The organism is Mesorhizobium sp. EU05-FHT14A09 (assembly GCF_058790995.1).
This window is the reverse complement of record NZ_JBYTDF010000004.1, coordinates 232,167-251,285: the sequence shown is the minus strand read 5'-3', so window position 1 is coordinate 251,285 and position 19,119 is coordinate 232,167. Positions and strand designations below refer to the sequence as shown.

Below are 19,119 nucleotides of genomic sequence, written 5' to 3'. Positions count from 1 at the left end.
CGGCAAATGGCATCGATCGCTATCGACGGCGTGCGCAAGGACTATGGCGCGGTTCCGGTTCTCAAGGGGGTAGACCTGACGATCGAGTCGGGCGAATTCGTCGTCCTCGTCGGGCCGTCCGGTTGCGGCAAGTCGACCCTGTTGCGCATCATCGCCGGACTGGAAGATCTCAATGCCGGCGAGATCCGCATCGGCGATATGCGTGTGAACGATCTGGCGCCACGCGACCGCGACATCGCCATGGTGTTCCAGTCCTACGCGCTCTATCCGCATATGAGCGTACGCGACAATATGAGCTACAGCTTGAAGCTCAAGCGCACGCCGGCCGAACGCATAGCCGAGGCGGTCAAGCGGGCAGGTGACAAGCTGGGGCTGGAGGCGCTGCAGGACCGCAAGCCGCGCGCCCTGTCAGGCGGACAGCGCCAGCGTGTCGCCATGGGGCGGGCGATCGTGCGCAACCCGAAGGCGTTCCTGTTCGACGAGCCGCTGTCCAACCTCGATGCGCGATTGCGCGAACAGATGCGTTTCGAGATACGCAAGCTGCACCGCGATATCGGGGCGACGTCGGTCTATGTCACGCATGACCAGATCGAGGCCATGACCATGAGCGACCGCATCGTGGCGATGAATGGCGGCGTCATCCAGCAGGTCGGCGCCCCGCTGGAGCTCTACGACAACCCCGCCAACATCTTTGTCGCCGGGTTCATCGGCTCTCCCGCCATGAATTTCATCAAGGCACGCGCGGTGCGCCAGGACAAAGGGATCGACCTGCAGGTCGGCGCCATCAAGCTTTCGGCCATGCCGGCGCCTGATCGACTTCCCGACAATGGCGAGGTGATTGCTGGCATTCGGCCGGAGCGGATCGGACTGCTGCCGGCGAGTGAAGCCGGTGTCGCGGCGACCGTCGAGCTTGTTGAGCCTACGGGGGTAGCCACGGTTGTGCATGTGAACATCGCTGGCCAGCAGCTCAAACTTTTCACCACGGAGCGGCTGCAACTTGCCGTTGGACAGCCGGTGTCGCTGGCGATCAAGCCCGCCGACGTCTGCCTGTTCGACCCGGCCGATGGAGAACGGCTGCGCTTGACGAAATGACAGCGCGCAGCCGCTGAGAATGTGAGGCAATTCCACAGGGAAACAGCACTGTCCTGAATCGCCTCGGAGCGCTCAGTCGCGCTTGTTGAAGCGGAAGAACTCGACGCTGTAGCCGCCGGGATCACGCATCAGGAAGGTGGAGACCATCTGCTCGTCAGCCTTGGCCGGATCGTAGTGGACGACGATCTCGGCACCGCTCTGCTGCATGCGTTCGTACCAGGCTTCGAGCTCCGGCGTTTCCATGCTGACCATGACAGCCTTGGCGTCGGACGCCTTGTGATGTCCCTTCGCCTCGTCGACGAGGCCGACATAAGAATGGGCGGTGATGCGGAAAAACTTGACCCAGCCCTTGTCGAACGTCTTCTCGAAGCCCAGCTGCTCTCCATAAAAATGCTCGGGCGCGGCGAGGTCCTTGTAGTAAAGGAAGGTGACCTGCGCGTTGACTGGCAGTGTCCCCGTCTTTGTCGATGTATCCATTGTTTTTCCCCTCCGTGAATTCGGGCTTGGTGTCGAACCGCTGCGATGCGATCAGCGCCGCTTGAGCGCGGTCATCTCCAGCTCGACCTTGATCTCTTCGGCCGGAAAGCCGCAGAGGATGGTGGTGTTGGTCGGGCGAGGGGCGGAAAATGTCTCGCCCAGGATCTTCGACACCGCCATCACGTCGGCACGGTCGGCCAGATAGACGCGCACCCGCACCACATCGGCTACCGTCGCGCCGGCTTCCGCGAGTGCCGCCGAAATGACAGCAAGCGCGCGCCGTGCCTGCTGAGCGGTGTCCGGCGAGAAGCTGCCGTCGGTTTCGGAACCGGCCGTGGCCGAGATGAAGACCCATTCTCCGTCGACAACGGCGCGGGAATAACCGGCCAGCTCCTCGAACTTCGATCCGGATGAAATCGCTCGTCTTTCGGACATTGTCGTTCTCGTTGATTAATTGACCAAATAGTTTCGAGAGTATGCCCGATATGGGCACACTTGCGTGATCTCAGGATTGATCTTCCGCCGTCAATTCGCGCAACAGGTCGCGCGTCGCTTCGATGTCGGCGATAATGGCGGTGCGGGCCGCGTCGACATTCCTGGCCTTGAGCGCAGCAACCATCTCGTGATGGTGCACGGAATAGGTGCCGCTTTCGTCTGACTTCAGCAGCGGTTCGATGTGGCGCGTCAACAGCCGCATGTAGGGGCCGAACCGCAACCACAGCGTCTCGATGAGCTGGATAAGCACTTCCGACTGCGATGCGGCGTAGAGATGGAAATGAAATTCCTGATTCTTGCCGAGCATGGTGTAGACGCTGTCGGTTCGTCCGATCGTTTCGTGCTCGTGGATGATACCTTCCAGCTGAACGATGTCGCGTGCGGTGATGTTGGGCACGGCCAGTTCGGTCGCCAGGCTCTCGACCGCGATGCGTGCGCGGCACAGATCATCGAGCCTTGCGCGGCTGGTGGCGGGAATGCGGGCCGAACCGTTTGCCGCCACCTCGAGCGCATTTTCGGCAGCGAGCCGACGCAGAGCTTCCCGCACCGGCATATGGCTGGTGCCGAACGAATCCGACAGCGATGCGATCGTCAGCGTCTGGCCCGGGTCGAAACGACCCGTCATCAGGGCATGCCTGAGCTGCCGGTAGACACCGTCCTGGATGGTGCTGCGCGACGCTATCGGTGCAAAGACGTCGACTGCCACGATATTATCCCTTGTTGGAAGGACGGTTGCGACTGGATCGCTCCAAGTCTTCTGCTGTCGTAGTCATCCTTGATGTTGGAGACAAGAGCACGGCTTTGCTGGCTCAACTCCGGCATGGCTTGCTCCGTTCGCGATCCGGGCACTGCAGCCTGATAGCATCGGCCGGGCTGCTCATTGCGTCTTATGCGGCCAGCCTTTGGCGCGCATCTCGAGCACTTCGACCGTGTAGCCGTCCGGATCGGTGACATAGAGGATGTAGATGCCGAATTCCGGCTTGAAGATAGGTGGGCCCTTGGTTTCGATGCCGAGTTCAGCGAGGCGTTTCGACCAGGCATCGACATCGGAAGAGACAAAGGTGATGGCTCCCATCCGTGGCTGGTTCGCAGGCAGCTCGCCGGTGACGAAACCGAAGAAGCTCTCGCCGGTGGCCTGAAGGATCAGCACCTTGCCTTCGCGCTCGAAGACAAGACGCAAGCCGAAAGCCCGTTCGTAGAAATCGCGGGTGCGCCGGAGATCGCTGACGCGAAAGAAGCCGATTGTCTGTTCGATCGGTGGATGAGTTTGAGCGGTGAGTGTCATGGTGGAGCGGATCGCCAGGCGGTTCGGATACATCAATGGATAACTTGAAAGATTGCATCATTCGATCTTTTGATCAAGAAACGATTCATGCGCTGGAACTGATCGTGGAGAGCCGGCTATCTCCCTGGACTGACGAGGTAGACAGGGCGCGATAGCTCATTATAGTCCGCGTCCGTGAGCCTGTTGCTGGGGAGGAGCGGGTCATGGGCGTTGTGATGAGGGACATCACGTCCGACGAGATCCGCCTTTATGGCGATATCGTCGCACGGCTTGAACGTGTCGGTCCGGGTGCCGACGCGCGCGGTGACGTTCTGGCGGATATCATTCGCCTGACGCGCTCGGATTTCGGCGCTTCCTATGTCTGGAACGGCGGCAAGGGCGTTTTCGAGCGTTCGCGTGCCTACCGGATGAGCGAAGACAATCTCAGGGCCTATGACGACTGGTTCCAGTTCCACGACCCGATGACGCAGCAGTTGCGTGCGCGAAAGCGGGCGACGCCGGTCGAGCTTGTGATTCCACATCGCAAGCTCGAACACACGGAATTCTTCAACGATTTCCTGTCCCGCGACGGCATGCATCATGGCATCAACCTGTTCGTCTTCGACGATGGCAAGGACCTTGGTGACCTGCGCATCTGGCGCGCCAAGGGGCGGCCGGAGTTCGAGGAACGCGACGTGGTGCTGCTCGACATGTTGGAACCGTTCCTGCGGCGTGCGCTGTTGCGGGCCTCACTGCATGGCGATGACCTGACGCCGCGCGAGCGTGACGTTGCGGTTCTGGTGGCGCGTGGTTGCACCGATCGCGACATCGCCCGGCTGCTCGGCATCGGCTTCGCCACCGTGCGCACGCATCTTTCGCGGGCCATGGAAAAACGTGGTTGCGCCAATCGCGCGGAACTGGCGGCCACGGTTTCCCGCTCCGACAATTGACCGGACCAGAAGGCAATTGAGCTGAGACGGAACTCCGCTCTGCCTCTGCAATCCTTGAGCATCACGATCCGAGCGCATCCGCATTTCTGCTGATACACGCGCCGGGCTCGCGCCTCTAGCATCCGCCTTGCCTGATCGGGTGAGGAGGACTGGATGGCCGAATTGCATGAGCTCGGCGTTGCGGCTGCGGCAGAAGCCATTCGCAACGGCGAGGTGAGCGCCGAGCGTCTCATTCAGACCTTTCTCGATCGTGGCGCTGCTCATGTTCATCTGAACGCCTTCGTCTCGATCGACGCGGAAGCTTCGCTCGAAGCCGCGTACGAGGTGGATTGCGCACGCCGCAGCGGCGAAGTGCTGGGGCCTCTCGCCGGCGTGCCGCTCGGCATGAAGGACAACATCGACATCGCCGGCCAGGAATGCTGTGCCGGCACGCCCGGCCTTGCCGGCCATCGTCCAAAGAAGGATGCGCTGGTCGCCGCAGCCTTGCGCGATTCCGGCGCCGTTTTTCTCGGTCGGACCGGCATGCACGAGCTGGCCTTCGGCATCACCAACAACAACGCTTTCTCCGGTGCAATCCGCAATCCCTATGATCCCCTGATGATTCCAGGTGGATCATCGGGTGGTGCCGGTGCCTCCTGCGCGGCACGCCTAACCCCAGGAGGCATTGGCACCGACACCGGAGGGTCGGTGCGTGTTCCGGCAGCCTTGTGCGGCATCGCTTCCCTGCGTCCCTCCGCCGGTCGCTGGCCGGTGAACGGGATCGTGCCGATCTCGTCGACCCGGGATACGCCGGGCCCGATGGCGCGGTGCGTCGCCGACCTCGAATTGATGGATCGGATCGTCACCGGCAACACCGGCGTCCAAGACGCGCGGCCATTGGATGGAGTGCGGCTCGGTGTTCCGCGCGGCTATTTCTGGGAAGATCTCGACCCCGAGACGGAACGGATCTGCCAGCAGGCGCTGGCTCAGCTCAAGGCTGCCGGGGTGACGTTGGTCGAGTCTGACGTTGCGGACCTTGCCGCGCTGAACGCTGCCGCCAGCATCATAGCCTTCTATGAACCAGGTCGTGACATCGTTGCTTACCTCGCGGAAAGTGGCGCGTCGGTCAGCTTCGACGACATCGTCGGCAAGGCCGCGAGCCCGGATGTGCAAGGCATCATGCGCCTGATCAGCGATCCGGCCACGATGGTTCCCGAAGCTCTATATCGGGAAGCAATGGATGTTCATCGACCGCGCCTGATCAAAGCTTACAAAGATCACTTTGCTGGTCATGGCATCGATGCGCTGGTGTTTCCGACGACACCGCTGCCCGCGCGTCCGATCGGCGAGGATGTCGACGTCGAGTTGAACGGTCGGCGGGTGCCGACATTCCAGACCTTCATCCGCAACACGGATCCGGGCAGCGTTGCCGGGCTGCCGGGCATCAACCTGCCGGTCGGGCTCACGGCACGGGGATTGCCTGTCGGATTGGCCCTTGACGGATTGCCGGGGACAGATCGGGCGCTGCTGTCGATCGCGGCCGCGTTCGAAGCGTTGTTGCCGGCGCTTCCGGCGCCAACGCTCAACCGGGCAGCCATCGAGCGAGCCTGACAAAAAACAACAAGGGGAGGAACGACATGCCACCATTCATGACCATCGATCGCCGCACCATGCTGGCCGGCATGGCCGGCGCGCTTGCAGCCGGCATCGCGCCGGCCACTTTGCGCCGCGCCATCGCCGCGGAGGGGGAATTCAAGATCGGACTGTTGATCCCGCTGTCGGGACCCGCAGCGCTTTTCGGGCCGTCGAACCAGGGCTGCGCGGAACTGGCCGCGGACGAAGCCAATGCCGCCGGCGGGATTCTTGGCCGCAAGATCAAGCTGATTCCGACCGATGCAGGAGCTGCTCCCGCCGAAGTGGCGAAATCGGTGGTGCGCCTGATGCTGGAGGAAAAGGTCGACCTCGTCGTCGGCTCGCATGACAGCGCCGTGCGCCAGGCGGTCGAGGCCACCGTCAAAGGCAAGATTCCTTACATCTACACGCCGGTCTATGAAGGCGGCGACTGCACCGCAAATCTCTATTGCCTCGGCGAAACGCCGCCGCAGCAGATCAAGCCGTCTATCGAGTTCATGATGAAGGAGAAGGGGGCAAAGTCCTTCTACCTCATCGGCAACGACTATGTCTGGGCCCGCAATTCCAACGAAGCCGCCAAATCTTACATCGGTGCCGGCGGCGGCACGATTGCTGGGGAAGAATATGTCCCGCTCGGCGCGCCCAACCGTTTCGAAGAGATCGTCACGCGCATCAAGGGTGCCAAGCCCGATGTCGTGCTGATCACGGTGATTGGGGCCGACAACGTCAATTTCAACCGGGCCTTCGCTTCATTCGGCCTCGACAAGGACATCACCCGGCTGGCCTTCCTGCTCGAGGAAAACACGCTGCAGGGCATCGGTGCCGAGAGCAGCGGCAATCTCTATTCCTGCATGGCTTACTTCGCCAATGTCGGCTCCGAGGCCAACCAGAAATTCAAGGCGGCAATGAAGACGAAGTTCGGCGACAAGGTGCCCCAGCTGTCGACGCTCGGTGCCGACGCCTATGCCGGCGTGCATTGTGCCAAGGCGCTTGTCGACAAGGCGGGCTCGACGGAAGCGGCCGCTGTTGCTGCGGCTTCGCAGGGGCTCACCTTCGCCACCGCCGGCGGCACCGCGACGATGACGGGACGCCATGTCGACAAGGACATGTATCTCGCAATGTGCAAGGGCGCCGAGTTCGAGGTGGTCAAGACCTTCGAGAAGGTTGCCAGCGGCCAGTCCTGTCCGGTGTGAACTGTCGACACAGCTAGGGGGAGGGGTCGTGGATCCGCTGATCGTCACGCAGCTGTTGAACATCGTTTTCGGCGTGACGACGCTGGCGATGATCGCGCTCGGGCTTGCCATCACCTTCGGCATGCTCGGCGTGCTCAATCTGGCGCATGGCGAATTCGTCATGATGGGTGCGTTCTGCGCCCTGGTTGTCGATCGGGCCGGCGCGCCCTTCCTGCTGGCGGTGCCTCTGGCGCTTCTGGTCTGTGGAGGCGTCGGCCTCATCGTCGAGGTGCTTCTGATCCGTCCCCTCTATCGCCGTCCTTTCGATACGCTGGTGGCAACATGGGGGTTGAGCCTGCTCCTGCGCAAGCTGGCGGAGGCCGGGTTCGGTCTTGGCTTCAACAGTGTAGCCGTGCCGCTTGCCGGTACGGCGGCGCTGTTCGGTACCGACTATCCGACCTACCGGCTGGTGCTGATCATTGTCTGCGTCACAATCATCGGCGCGCTCTTCGCCTGGTACGGAACCAGCCGGGCTGGGCTGAGGATCCGGGCGATGGTCGGCAATCCGGACCTTGCCCGCGCGCTCGGCATGCCGGTGAAGCGGCTTGCCACAACAACTTTCGTGGTCGGCTCCTGCCTTGCGGGTCTTGCCGGTGTCATGGTGGCGCCGCTGGTGCCGGTGCATCCCTATCTCGGGCTCGACTATGTCATCAAATCGTTCTTCGTGCTGGTTGTCGGCGGGTTGGGCAGCGTGCTTGGCGTGGTCGCCGGCACAGGCGTCATCGGCGGCCTGGACAGTTTGATGTCGGCCGTCTTCGGCAGCACGCAAGCCTATTTCACCGTGCTGGTGGTGGCGATCCTGTTCCTGTGGCTGAAGCCGCGCGGATTGTTTTCGCATGGCTAATATCATCACGCTTGTCGCGCTGCTTGTCCTGCCGTTTGCGGTTGGCGACTATTGGACCTATCAGCTCGGCCTCTACTATCTCTATGCGATGGTTGCCGTCGGGCTTGGCTTGTGCTGGGGACAGGCAGGCTTCCTGCCGCTCGGCCAGGCGATGTTCTTCGGCATTTCGGCCTATCTGTCGGCAATCCTCCTGAAGGCAATGCCCGGCAGTTACCTGATCTACCTGCTGCTGCCCCTTGCTGCCCTGGCGAGCGGCGTACTGGCGCTGCTGATCGGATTGATGGTGTTTCGCCGCGACGGCGGCAGCGGGCCATTCTTCTCTTTGATCACGCTGGCGCTCTCGATGCTGGCGTTCCAGATCGCCAGCAACTGGAATTCGGTGACGGGCGGCTTCAACGGCCTCGCCGGCATCCCGGGACTGCCAGGGATCGATGATTTCCGCGCCAACTATTATCTCGCCGCCGTCGCCCTCGTCGCCGTGCTGGCGATCGCGTCCTGGCTGTACAGCGCACCACTCGGCGTGCTGTGGCGCGCCATCGCCCAGAACGAGCGCCGCGTCGCGCTGTTCGGCTTCAACCCTCATCACTACAAGGCAATCGCCTTTGCCGTGTCGGGGTTTTTCGCCGGTCTTGCCGGTGCGCTCTACGCGCCGCAGCAGGGCCTGGTTTCGCCTCAGGTCGTCGGCTTTGCCTTTTCGGCGGAACTTCTGGTATGGACGGCGGTTGGCGGGCGTGGCCGGCTTTACGGGCCGGTCCTCGGTACCTTGCTGGTCGGCTCGATGACGGCGGAGATGCGCGACAGCATTCCCTATTGGGAAGTCATCATGGCCGGCTTCTTCATGGTGGTCGTGCTCGCCTTTCCGCAAGGGGTGATCGGACTGTTCACGCCGGTGACGGAGCGCCTGCGCCGCGCCTTGGCCGGTGCACATCCGCAGGCAGCCATCGAAGCCCCCGCGCGGACCGGAACTGGGGTGCAGGAAGCCCTGACCATCGACGCGGCGCGGGTCAGTGCCGGCGGCATCAACATTCTGAACGACCTGACCGTCGCGTTCCCGCCGAAAGGCGTAGCCTGCATCATCGGACCCAACGGTGCCGGCAAGACGTCGACCTTCAACCTGATCACCGGCGAACTGCCGGCCAGTGCCGGCAGCGTGAAGGTCGGCGCGCTCGATATCACCAACCTGGCGCCGTATCGGGTGGCGCGGCTCGGCTTCGGTCGCAAGCTGCAAGCGCCAAGCGTGTTTCCGGAACTGTCGATCGGGGACAATCTCGCGATAGCGCTGTGGAGCAACGGCGCGCGACCATTCGATCTGCTGCTACGGTCGCTACGTCGATGGTCGAGCCCGATCGTCGGCGAACTGACCGACCGCTATGCCTTTCTCGGCAATGAAGACGCGCCGGCGAGCGACCTTTCGCATGGCGAGCGCCAGATCCTAGAGCTTGCCATGGCGCTCGCCGTGCAACCGCGCATCCTGCTGCTGGACGAACCCTGCGCCGGCCTCTCAGCCGACGAGACCTCGCGCGCCGTCGACGTCATCCGCTGGGCAGCCGAGAGACTTGGAAACGTCATCATCATCATCGAGCACGATATGGCGCTGGTGCGCAGGATCGCCGACCGTGTGATGGTGTTCCACAATGGCGCCTTGCTGGCAGAAGGTAGCGTCGCCGACATCCAGGCCGATCCGGCTGTACAAGCCGTCTATGTCGGAGGTCAGAAATGATCCCGGTCAGCTTCAACAATCTTTCCGGCGGCTACGGCAGCCTGAAAGTCGTGGAGGAACTCAGCGCCGAAGTTGGTACCGGGCAGGTGCTGTGCATCGTTGGCCGAAATGGCGTCGGCAAGTCGACGCTGCTCAAGCTGCTGCTCGGCTACCTGCCGTGCCGATCGGGCGAGGTGGCAATCGGTGGCCGCAAGGCAGGCGCGATGGCGCCCGAGGCGCGCAGAGGACTGGGGATCAGCTACTGTCCGCAGGAGCGCCCGGTGTTCGATGATCTCACCGTCTCGGACAATCTGGCGCTGATGAGCAAGGACGGCCGGCTGGACAGCTATCGGCCCTTCTTCGATTTGTTCCCGGTTCTTGAGCGGCGGTTGGCGCAGCGCGCGGGCACTCTGTCCGGTGGCGAGAAGAAACTGCTGTCCTTCACGCGTGGGCTCGCGGAAGGTCAGCCTGCCGTCGTGCTCGACGAGCCGACGGAGGGTGTGCAGTGGGAAAACATCCAGCGCATGGCCGACATTATCAACACAAGGAAGGCAGTTGGCACGGCTTTCATCGTTGTCGAGCAGAACCTCTCCTTCGCCGAGCTGATCGCCGACCACTATCTGGTGATGGATCACGGTCGCTGTGTGTTGACCGGTTCGCGGACGGAGGTTGGGCGCGCCGATATCGTCAAACATCTGACCGTCTGAACGCAGTCAAATATGATGCTAAGGCTAGGCTTCGTTGCCCAGTCGTCGAATGTTGGTGACAAGCTCGGTGGCGAGCCTGGTAGCGGTCGCCGTAGCGACGATCATCTGCGGCAGGATCATCCATTCCAGGGTCCAGGCGGCGCCGGATCGTTCCTGCTCATGCACCAGCGCCCCGTGCATGCCGGCAAGCTGCGTGGCGTTGAAACGGGCGAGCGTCACCAGCACTTCGGCTGAGACGGGGTTCTGCTTGTGCGGCATGGCCGAAGAACCGCCACTGCCGACAAGCTCGATCGCGTCGCCGGACAGCGCCATGAGGGTTATGTCCTGTCCGAATTTGCCGAGAATGCCGGAGATCAGCGACAAGGTGGAAGCCAGGCCGGCGATGCGATCGCGTTGGCTGTGCCATCGCGGGCGATCGGCCAGCCCGAGCTCTTCGGCAAGAGCTGCGCGCACTCCATTCGCCTTGTCGCCAAGCCTGTCGAGCGTTCCGGCCGCGCCGCCGAACTGCAGCGCAGGCCCGTCCACCATCCATGCGCGCAGCCGCTCCAAGTTGCGTTCACACGGTTCGCGCCAGCTCACGATGCGGTCGGCTGCTCGAATCGAGATTGCGGGCTGCATGCGCGTGACGGCCATCAGTGCGCGTTCACCGTCGCGCTTCTCAAGGCCGGCAAGCGCGCGCAGGAAGACGGCGAGCCGCTGTTCGATGATGGCCAGCACCGGTTTCAGGCGGAGCATCAGTCCGCTGTCGATGACATCCTGGCTGGTGGCGCCGAAATGAATATCGGAAGCCGCCTTGCCCCCGACCGCTTCACGCAACTGCCGCACCAGTTCCGGCACGACGACGCCGTCGGTTGAGACCGCTATGCGCAGCCGGTGGATGTCGGGTTCGAACGCGGCGATGGCGTAGACGATGGCCGTCGCCGATTCCTCGGATATCAGTCCGGCCTTGCCCTCGGTGGTGGCCAGCGCCGCCTCGAAAACAAGCATCGCCTTGATTTCCGCTTCGACGGAGAAGTAACCGGCGATCTCCTCATCGCCGAGAAGCCCGCCAAGGATTGGGTGATCGAAAGGGCAAACGCTCATTGCGTCCGGCTCAGATATCCAGGAAGACGGTTTCCCGTTCGCCCTGCAGATGGATGTCGAACCGGTAGCCGTTGCTGCCTTCGGCTTGGGCGATCATGGTCTTCGCCCGGTCGCGATGCTCAAGGCGCAGAAGCAGCGGATCTTCAGCATTCGCCTGCTCTTCCTCGGGGAAGTACATGCGAGTGTGCAGCCCGAGATTGATGCCGCGGGCGACGATCCAGAAGGTGATGTGCGGCGCCATCAGTCGCCCGTCCTTGAACGGCACCCGGCCGGGTTTGACGGTTTGGAAGACGAATTCGCCGCTGTCGCCGTCGCAAGCACGGCGACCCCAGCCGGTGAAGTCAGGGTCGGCCTGCCCACGCGGCTCGCTCGGACTGTTGTAAAGGCCCGCCGCATCCGCCTGCCAGATCTCGACAAGGCCGTCGCGCAGCGCTGCGCCGCCGCCGTCGAAGACGCGGCCGCGGATGGCGATCCGCGTGCCCTTGGTGCGGTCGTTCACCATCGCCGTACCGAGGTCGGACGGGTATACGCCGGTGATGCCGGAGGCATTCGGTGTCAGCCCGATATGCACATATGGACCCGCCGTCTGCGAGGCACTTTCCTTGAGATAGGTCAGATCCTGCACCATTAAGCTCACGAGCCTTTTGTCATTTCAGGTCCCAATTCGATCATCCTCCGGGCTCGGGTCTAGTTGCCATCCAGCCGGTTTTCAAAGAGCGTTGAACGCCTGCCGCGCAAGACAATGTCGAACTTGTAGGCGCGCGCGTCCATGGGAATGGTGTTGGCCATGTCGAGCGGCGCGATCAGCAGTTCCACGGCGCGGCGATCGGGAATGGTGCGCACGATCGGGCAACGCCAGATCAACGGGTCGCCCTCGAAATACATCTGCGTGATCAGCCGTTGGGCGAAGCCCTGGCCGAACACGGAAAAATGGATGTGCGCGGGACGCCAGTCGTTCGGACCGTTCGGCCAGGGGTAGGGGCCGGGCTTCACCGTACGGAAACGGTAGTTGCCATGCTCATCGGTGATGCAGCGTCCGCAGCCGCCGAAATTGGGGTCGAGCGCCGCCAGATAACCTTCCTTCTTGTGACGGTAGCGGCCGCCGGCATTCGCCTGCCACACTTCGATCAGCGCGCCCGGCACACCACGCCCGCTTTCGTCCAGGACGCGGCCATGCACGATGATGCGCTCGCCGATCGCGGCCTCGCCGGGGCGGGCGAAATTATGGATGAGGTCGTTGTCGAGCTCACCGAGGATTGCGTGACCGAAAACCGGGCCAGTGATCTCCGAAAGCGTATTGTCCAGCGCCAGTAACGCCCGCTGCGGCGAGCGCAGCACCGAGGTCTTGTAGTCTGGCGTGTAGGCCGGCGGCTGCCAGGTGCGGTCGCGCGTGAAGAAGGCGCCGGTGTCGGGCTTGCGGTCCGTCATGGTCAGGCTTTCCCTTCGGCATCGAGCGTGGCGTAGACCTGCTTGGCGATACGGATGGCACGGTTGGCCGCCGGGACGCCAGCATAGATAGCGACATGCAGCATGGCCTCCGTGATGTCCTGGCGTGTCGCCCCGGTGTTGGCGGTGGCGCGCACATGCATGGCCACTTCCTCGTCATGGCCGAGAGCCGCCAGTAGCGCGATGGTGACGATGGAACGTTCCCGTGGCGTCCAGGCGGGGCGGGCCCATACCGTGCCCCAGGCCGCTTCGGTGATCAATTCCTGGAAGGGACGGTCAAATTCGGTTGCGGCAAGCTCCGCGCGATCCACATGGGCGTCACCGAGTACCGCGCGACGTGTTTTTATCCCTTGCCGGTAGCGTTCCGACGTTGTTTCGCCTTTGGCCATGTCAGCGTCCCGGTGATTGCGAGCGGATGAAGGCGCCGGCCAGTGCCGTGAAGGCTTCCGGTTGCTCGACACAAGGGATGTGTCCCGCGCCCTCGATGATTTGATAGCGCGCGCCAGGCACGAGATCGGCGAGCGATCGAACGAGAGCCGGCGGCGTCGAACCGTCCTGGTCGCCGACGATGCAGAGTGACGGGACTGAAACGCGTTGCGCGGTTTCGGTCAGATCGGCCGAGGCCAGCGCCTTGCAGGCGGCAACATAGCCAGCCACAGGCTGGCGGATAAGCATGTTGCGGTAGCCGGCGAGCTCGTCGGCGCGTCCACGGTGAAAGGCTGGCGTAAACCATTTTTCCATGACGCCGTCGGCGAAGGCGGCGATGCCTCGGGTCTCGGCAATCCCGATGCGTTCTCCCCACGATTGGACTGTACCAATCTTGTGCGCTGTGTTGCTCAGGATCATTGCCTGCACGAGATCCGGCCGCTTGGCGTAGAGCTGCAGCGTTATAAGGCCGCCGATGGAAAGCCCGCAGACAATCGCACGCTTGATGGCGAGATGGTCAAGCAGGGCAGCAAGGTCAGCAGCATGGGTGTCGATGCTCGGCTGGGCATCGCCGAGGTCGGAAAGGCCGTGGCCGCGTTTGTCGTAGACCAGCGTCGCGCATTCGCCCGCCAGGCGAGCGACGGTCTCGTCCCAGATACGGAAATCAGTGCCGAGCGAGTTGATGAAGACGACGACAGCGCCGTCGGACGGCGCGCCCGTCAGGCGGTGATGCAGGACGATATCGTTGATCCGTGTCAGTCGCATGCGCACCTCCTGCGTTGTTGTCGCCCTTCCGTTTGGTTAAGTAAAATAATAAATTGGGCTATTCCATTAACTCGCAGGTTATGGGCGACATGATCGACCAACGCATCAAGTTCCGACATCTGCAGACATTCGTCGAGGTCTCGCGGCAGAAAAGCGTGATGAAGGCGGCTGAAATGCTGCATGTCAGCCAGCCGGCCGTGACCAAGACCATCCGTGAACTGGAAGATGCGCTCGGCGTGCGCGTGCTGGAGCGCGATGGCCGTGGCATTCGCGTCACCCGGCTGGGTGAGCTGTTCCTGCGCCACGCGGGCGCAGCGATCTCGGCGCTGCGGCAAGGTGTGGATTCGATTGCCGCCGACAGGCTGGGCAATTCCGAGCCGGTGCGGATCGGTGCGTTGCCGACTGTCTCCACGCGCATCATGCCACGCGCCATGGCGCTGTTCCTTGGTGAAAATACCGCCAGTCGCGTCAAGATCGTCACCGGCGAGAACGCCGTGCTGCTTGGACAGTTGCGGGTCGGAGACCTAGACATCGTCGTCGGGCGGCTGGCGGCGCCCGAACAGATGACCGGGCTTTCGTTCGAACACCTCTATTCGGAAGAAGTCAGGTTCGTGGTGCGCGCCGGCCATCCTCTGCTGGCCCGTGGCACTTTCGATTTCGCCGATCTCACGCGTTATGTCGCCCTGATGCCGACACACACCTCGATCATCCGTCCCTTCGTCGAGCGCCTGCTGATCGCCAATGGCATGCCCAATTGGCCGACGCAGATCGAAACTGTGTCGCACGCCTTTGGGCGTGCCTTCGTGCGCTCGAATGACGCCGTGTGGGTGATTTCCGAAGGTGTGGTGGCTGCCGACATCGAAGACGGGGTGCTGGCCATGCTGCCGATCGACACCAGCGAAACCAAGGGCCCGGTCGGCCTCACCATCCGCGCAGACCAGCAGCCGACGCTTGGACTGGGGCTGCTGATGCAGACGCTGCGCGAGGCTGCGGCGGAATTGCCGCAATAGCCGTTCCATATTCGGGATTGAGCGTATCAATCTGGTTAGAATAACGCTCGGTCTTCGACAACGGGCTCTAGTAGGGCAGGCCGACATAGTTCTCCGCGAGAGCTGCCGCGGCGGCGCGGGAGTGTGTCAGATAGTCGAGCTCAGCAGCCTGTATCCTGAGCTCAAAATCGGTGCGATCGGGGAAGCGGTGGAGCAAAGTGGTCATCCACCAGGAGAAACGCACGGCCTTCCACACCCTGGCCAATGCGCGTCCGGAATAGGCGTCGATGCCGGCCGGGGATTTGTCGAGAAAGAATTCACGCAAACCTTCGAACAGGTAGTGCACGTCGCTGGCGGCAAGGTTCAATCCCTTGGCGCCGGTAGGTGGCACGATATGGGCGGCGTCGCCGACGAGGAAGAGGCGGCCGAAGCGCAGCGGCTCCGCCACGAAGGAGCGCAGCGGTGCGATCGATTTTTCGAAGGAAGGGCCGATGGTGACGGCTTCGGCATGGTGGCGGGGGAGCCGGCTGCGCAACTCGTCCCAGAAGCGGTCGTCGCTCCAATGGTCCATCTGCTCGTCGGCGGGCACCTGCACATAATAACGCGAGCGCGTCGTCGAGCGCATCGAGCAGAGCGCGAAGCCACGTTCGTGGCTGGCATAGATCAGTTCGTCGCTGACCGGCGGCACTTCGGCCAGCACGCCCAGCCAGCCGAACGGATAGGCGCGTTCGAAAGTCCGTATCGCGCCGGCCGGGACGCTGCGGCGGCTGATGCCGTGGAAGCCGTCGCAGCCGGCAATGATGTCGCAATCGATCCGCGCGGCGACGCCGTTCCTCCTGTAGGTCACGTGCGGGCTGTCGGTCTCGAAACCGTGCAAGGCGGCATCTTCGACCTCATAAAGCGTCGAAGTGCCTGCAGCTTCGCGAGCTGCCATCAGGTCGCGCGTCATTTCGGTCTGGCCGTAGACGGTGACATGCCCACCGGCGAGGGCGGCAAGATCAATGCGATGGTCGCGTCCGTCGAAAGCGATGGAGAAGCCGTCGTGCCTCAGGCCTTCAGCGCTCAGGCGGGACGCGGCACCGGTCCTGTGCAGCAGGTCAACCGTGCCTTGTTCCAGAACGCCGGCACGGACGCGGCCCAGGATGTAATCCTTTCCGACCCGGTCGAGAATGACATTGTCGATGCCGGCTCTGCTTAGGAGCTGGCCAAGCAACAGGCCTGAAGGCCCGGAACCGACAATGACGACCTGTGTTCGCATTCGGTACCCAGAAGGTGGTATGGCCGGGACATATCCAGCCGGAAGCGGCACCATCGCCCAACCATGCGGTTCGGTAAAATGATATCTAAGGCCGATCTCATATATAGATCGTTATGAAAGAGGGTGGCGGGGTCGTTGGGCGCGGTTCCCCAAAAGGGGTGATCGGACCCATCTCGGCTCAGAGCAACCGTGTTGCCCGAGTCCGCCATGAGCCGCCTTTGTGATGAGCCCGACCGCATTCGGGGCTATTCGACTCGCGGTCCCGACGCGAAACGTTTCGTTTCGACAACCACAGCTGCCGGCCGCATTGGTAAATCAATGCTTAATGGAATGATGACGGAGCTCATGCAAAGCCGTCGCGTCGGGGGAGCGCAACCTGGCGACATCTGCATATCTTTGCCGGTTAGGGTCAAAAAAGTATCATTGCAAACACCCAAACGTGGTGGCGCTGTCTCAGCGTCAGGATTAGCGTCTGTTGCGAAGGTCAGAGCTGGAAAACACCCAGCCGATTGGGAAAGGGCCGTAGCGGTGAGATTGCCGTACGCCCGGAGGAAACACACATGGGTCCGGACCTGGAAGTCGTCCAGATTCGACAGGGCGAGTCGTTCAAAGCCTGGTCGCACGGCTATCCGTTCCATACGGTACGCTGGCATTTCCACCCCGAATACGAGCTCCATCTCGTGGTCGCCACCGCCGGCCGCTGTTTCGTCGGCGATTTCATCGGGGAGTTCGAACCGGGAAATCTGGTTCTGACGGGGCCGAACCTGCCGCATAATTGGGTGAGCGACATCCCGGCCGGATCGACCATCCCGCTACGTTGCCGCATCCTGCAGTTCAATGAGGGTTTCATCGGCGACACCATGCGCGTGCTGCCGGAACTCACAGCATTGGCGCCGGTGCTGGAGCAGTCACGGCGCGGCGTGCTGTTTTCGACCGAGACCAGTCGCCAGGTCGCTCCGGTGATGGAAGAGTTGATGAGGGCGCAAGGTGTTCGCCGCATCGAGCTGTTCATGGCCATCACCGGATTGCTCAGCCGTGGCCAGGGCACGCGCATGCTGGCCAGTCCGAACTATCTGCCGGACCCGTCCGGCTACATGTCGGCAGGTATCAACAAGGCGCTCAACTATCTGCGCGAGAACCTGACCCATCCGTTCACCGAGGCGGATCTGGCACGCATCGCTGGACAGTCGACCTCGGCTTTCTCACGAGCCTTTCGCCGCCACACGGGCATGACGCTGGTGCAGTATGTGAAGCGGCTGCGCATCAATCTTGCGTGCCAGATCCTGACCAGCGACGAAGAAGCACCGATCACCGACATCTGTTTCGAGGTCGGTTTCAACAACCTGTCGAATTTCAACCGCCAGTTCCTGGCCGAGAAGGGCATGACGCCATCGCGCTTCCGGCGCCTGACGATCGACCACATAAACGCGGCGAAAGCCGCCTGAGTAAACGCGGCCAAAGCTTCGTTACCAAGGCGGTTTCACCAACATTAGCAAAGCGGCCGAGGCCGCCCGGCACGGAGGACGAGGGAGGAAACACCAGCGGAAGAAAAATAACGTGAGCGGCCCCGTGCTGCTCGCGAGGGGAAAGCTTTGTCCCGAAGCTGCCATCGGCGCCGTGCCGATAGGCCTGCTGACGGATCCGTGCTGCCTGGGAGGGCAGTCTTTCAGATCACTCATTGTCATATCGTTCAAGGGAGAAGATGCAATGAAAAACTCATGGGAAACAGCAGGCTTTGCGATGCTGGCCCTGTCTCTTGCCAGCGGCGCGGCACTAGCCCAAAGCGCCGAGGGGGCTACCGTCGCCTTCCTGATGCCGGACCAGGCCTCGACCCGCTACGAGGAGCATGATTATCCCGGCTTCAAGGCGGAAATGGAAAAGCTCTGCGCCTCCTGCAAGGTGCTCTACCAGAACGCCGATGCCGATGCCGCACGGCAGCAGCAGCAGTTCAACTCGATGATCTCGCAAGGCGCCAAGGTCATCGTCATCGATCCGGTCGATTCCATCGCCGCCACGTCGCTGGTCAAGCAGGCGCAGGCGCAAGGCGTGAAGGTGATCGCCTATGATCGCCCGATCCCGAACGCCAAGGCCGACTTCTACGTATCCTTCGACAATGAGGCCATCGGCAAGTCGATTGCCGACTCGCTGGTCAAGCACCTGAAAGACAAGGGTGTGAAGGCCGGCGAAGGCACCGGCGTGCTGCAGATCAACGGCTCGCCGACGGATGCGGCAGCCGGCCTGATCAAGAAAGGCATTCATGCCGGCCTCGACAGCAGCGGCTATCCGATCCTGGCGGAATACGATACGCCGGAATGGGCCCCGCCAAAGGCGCAGCAGTGGGCGAGCGGCCAGATCACCCGCTTCGACAAGAACATCCTGGGTGTCGTCGCTGCCAATGACGGCACGGCCGGCGGCGCCATCGCGGCGTTCAAGGCAGGCGGTTTTGACCCGGTGCCACCGATCACCGGCAATGATGCCACTTTGGCCGGCCTGCAGCTGATCATTGCCGGCGACCAATACAACACGATCAACAAGCCGAGCGAGATCGTCGCAGCGGCCGCCGCCAATGTCACGGTTCAGTTCCTCAAGGGCGAAACGCCGAAAGCCGAGGCCACGCTGTTCGACACCCCCTCGCAGCTCTTCGTGCCAGTGGTCGTTACCCAGGAGAACCTGAAGGCCGAGATCATCGACAAGAAGATCGCGACACCCGAGCAGCTCTGCACCGGCCGCTATGCCGAAGGCTGCAAGAAACTCGGCATCACGCAGTAAGCCACGATTGCG

General features: G+C 62.5%; 20 protein-coding genes. 10 read left to right on the top strand and 10 right to left on the bottom strand.

Translation table 11 applies throughout. The features are described from left to right. The first annotated feature begins 6 nt into the window (after positions 1-6). Complete coding sequence (locus tag AC3WTO_RS16285) at positions 7-1,092, top strand: ABC transporter ATP-binding protein (RefSeq protein ID WP_492461785.1); 1,086 nt, start codon at positions 7-9, stop codon at positions 1,090-1,092. Positions 1,093-1,164: 72 nt separating this feature from the next. Here AC3WTO_RS16285 and AC3WTO_RS16280 read toward each other — a convergent pair whose 3' ends face one another. From AC3WTO_RS16280 to AC3WTO_RS16265, 4 genes are all read right to left on the bottom strand, one after another. Next, entirely contained in the window at positions 1,165-1,569 is a 405-nt protein-coding gene (locus AC3WTO_RS16280) for a VOC family protein (protein WP_492461784.1), read from the bottom strand. Between the two features lie 51 nt (positions 1,570-1,620). After that, complete coding sequence (locus AC3WTO_RS16275) at positions 1,621-2,004, bottom strand: RidA family protein (protein ID WP_492461783.1); 384 nt, start codon at positions 2,002-2,004, stop codon at positions 1,621-1,623. Positions 2,005-2,074: 70 nt separating this feature from the next. After that, the gene (locus AC3WTO_RS16270) at positions 2,075-2,770 is read right to left on the bottom strand and encodes a GntR family transcriptional regulator (protein ID WP_492461782.1); all 696 of its coding nucleotides are present in this window, start codon (positions 2,768-2,770) and stop codon (positions 2,075-2,077) included. A gap of 171 nt (positions 2,771-2,941) precedes the next feature. Next, complete coding sequence (locus tag AC3WTO_RS16265) at positions 2,942-3,382, bottom strand: VOC family protein (protein ID WP_492461781.1); 441 nt, start codon at positions 3,380-3,382, stop codon at positions 2,942-2,944. Positions 3,383-3,552: 170 nt separating this feature from the next. On the opposite strand from AC3WTO_RS16265, the gene AC3WTO_RS16260 reads away from it, so the two are divergent. The 6 genes from AC3WTO_RS16260 to AC3WTO_RS16235 all read left to right on the top strand — a co-directional run bounded on the left by AC3WTO_RS16260 (position 3,553) and on the right by AC3WTO_RS16235 (position 10,371). Continuing rightward, positions 3,553-4,278 carry a helix-turn-helix transcriptional regulator gene (locus AC3WTO_RS16260; protein WP_492461780.1) on the top strand — a complete coding sequence of 242 codons (726 nt, stop codon included), beginning with the start codon at positions 3,553-3,555 and terminating at the stop codon, positions 4,276-4,278. Between the two features lie 153 nt (positions 4,279-4,431). Beyond that, positions 4,432-5,868, top strand: a complete 1,437-nt coding sequence (gene iaaH / locus AC3WTO_RS16255; RefSeq protein WP_492461779.1) for an indoleacetamide hydrolase — start codon at positions 4,432-4,434, stop codon at positions 5,866-5,868. 26 nt (positions 5,869-5,894) lie between these two features. Beyond that, on the top strand, positions 5,895-7,082 hold the full coding sequence (locus tag AC3WTO_RS16250; RefSeq protein ID WP_492461778.1) for a substrate-binding domain-containing protein: 1,188 nt from the start codon (positions 5,895-5,897) through the stop codon (positions 7,080-7,082). A gap of 28 nt (positions 7,083-7,110) precedes the next feature. After that, on the top strand, positions 7,111-7,965 hold the full coding sequence (locus AC3WTO_RS16245) for a branched-chain amino acid ABC transporter permease (protein WP_492461777.1): 855 nt from the start codon (positions 7,111-7,113) through the stop codon (positions 7,963-7,965). Then, on the top strand, positions 7,958-9,685 hold the full coding sequence (locus AC3WTO_RS16240; RefSeq protein ID WP_492461776.1) for a branched-chain amino acid ABC transporter ATP-binding protein/permease: 1,728 nt from the start codon (positions 7,958-7,960) through the stop codon (positions 9,683-9,685). Before AC3WTO_RS16245 ends, AC3WTO_RS16240 begins: the two co-directional genes overlap by 8 nt. Then, a complete protein-coding gene (locus AC3WTO_RS16235; RefSeq protein WP_492461775.1) occupies positions 9,682-10,371 on the top strand; it encodes an ATP-binding cassette domain-containing protein in 690 nt (229 codons plus the stop codon). The genes AC3WTO_RS16240 and AC3WTO_RS16235 overlap by 4 nt, the downstream gene beginning before the upstream one ends. A gap of 24 nt (positions 10,372-10,395) precedes the next feature. Here the strand turns inward: AC3WTO_RS16235 and AC3WTO_RS16230 are convergent, their stop codons facing one another. Genes AC3WTO_RS16230 through pcaD form a run of 5 tightly spaced genes read right to left on the bottom strand, consistent with a single transcriptional unit; the run spans position 10,396 to position 14,091 of the window. Continuing rightward, positions 10,396-11,454, bottom strand: a complete 1,059-nt coding sequence (locus tag AC3WTO_RS16230) for a 3-carboxy-cis,cis-muconate cycloisomerase (RefSeq protein WP_492461774.1) — start codon at positions 11,452-11,454, stop codon at positions 10,396-10,398. 10 nt (positions 11,455-11,464) lie between these two features. Beyond that, positions 11,465-12,082: a protocatechuate 3,4-dioxygenase subunit alpha gene (gene pcaG / locus AC3WTO_RS16225; RefSeq protein ID WP_492461773.1), complete on the bottom strand. Its 618-nt coding sequence runs from the start codon at positions 12,080-12,082 to the stop codon at positions 11,465-11,467. A 59-nt stretch (positions 12,083-12,141) separates the two neighbouring features. Next, a complete protein-coding gene (pcaH, locus tag AC3WTO_RS16220) occupies positions 12,142-12,882 on the bottom strand; it encodes a protocatechuate 3,4-dioxygenase subunit beta (protein WP_492461772.1) in 741 nt (246 codons plus the stop codon). 2 nt (positions 12,883-12,884) lie between these two features. Next, complete coding sequence (pcaC, locus tag AC3WTO_RS16215; protein WP_492461771.1) at positions 12,885-13,289, bottom strand: 4-carboxymuconolactone decarboxylase; 405 nt, start codon at positions 13,287-13,289, stop codon at positions 12,885-12,887. Between the two features lies 1 nt (position 13,290). After that, positions 13,291-14,091 (bottom strand): 3-oxoadipate enol-lactonase, encoded by an 801-nt coding sequence (pcaD, locus tag AC3WTO_RS16210; RefSeq protein ID WP_492461770.1) that lies wholly within the window; start codon positions 14,089-14,091, stop codon positions 13,291-13,293. A gap of 89 nt (positions 14,092-14,180) precedes the next feature. On the opposite strand from pcaD, the gene pcaQ reads away from it, so the two are divergent. Further along, the gene (gene pcaQ / locus AC3WTO_RS16205) at positions 14,181-15,101 is read left to right on the top strand and encodes a pca operon transcription factor PcaQ (RefSeq protein ID WP_492461769.1); all 921 of its coding nucleotides are present in this window, start codon (positions 14,181-14,183) and stop codon (positions 15,099-15,101) included. Positions 15,102-15,168: 67 nt separating this feature from the next. On the opposite strand, the gene pobA is transcribed toward pcaQ, so the two are convergent. Then, positions 15,169-16,338 carry a 4-hydroxybenzoate 3-monooxygenase gene (pobA, locus tag AC3WTO_RS16200; protein ID WP_492461768.1) on the bottom strand — a complete coding sequence of 390 codons (1,170 nt, stop codon included), beginning with the start codon at positions 16,336-16,338 and terminating at the stop codon, positions 15,169-15,171. A gap of 560 nt (positions 16,339-16,898) precedes the next feature. Between pobA and AC3WTO_RS16195 the strand changes: the two genes are divergently transcribed. Together AC3WTO_RS16195 and AC3WTO_RS16190 are read left to right on the top strand one after the other, a co-directional pair. Further along, on the top strand, positions 16,899-17,783 hold the full coding sequence (locus AC3WTO_RS16195; protein WP_492461767.1) for a cupin domain-containing protein: 885 nt from the start codon (positions 16,899-16,901) through the stop codon (positions 17,781-17,783). 262 nt (positions 17,784-18,045) lie between these two features. Beyond that, positions 18,046-19,107: an ABC transporter substrate-binding protein gene (locus tag AC3WTO_RS16190; protein WP_492461766.1), complete on the top strand. Its 1,062-nt coding sequence runs from the start codon at positions 18,046-18,048 to the stop codon at positions 19,105-19,107. The last annotated feature ends 12 nt before the right edge of the window (positions 19,108-19,119 follow it).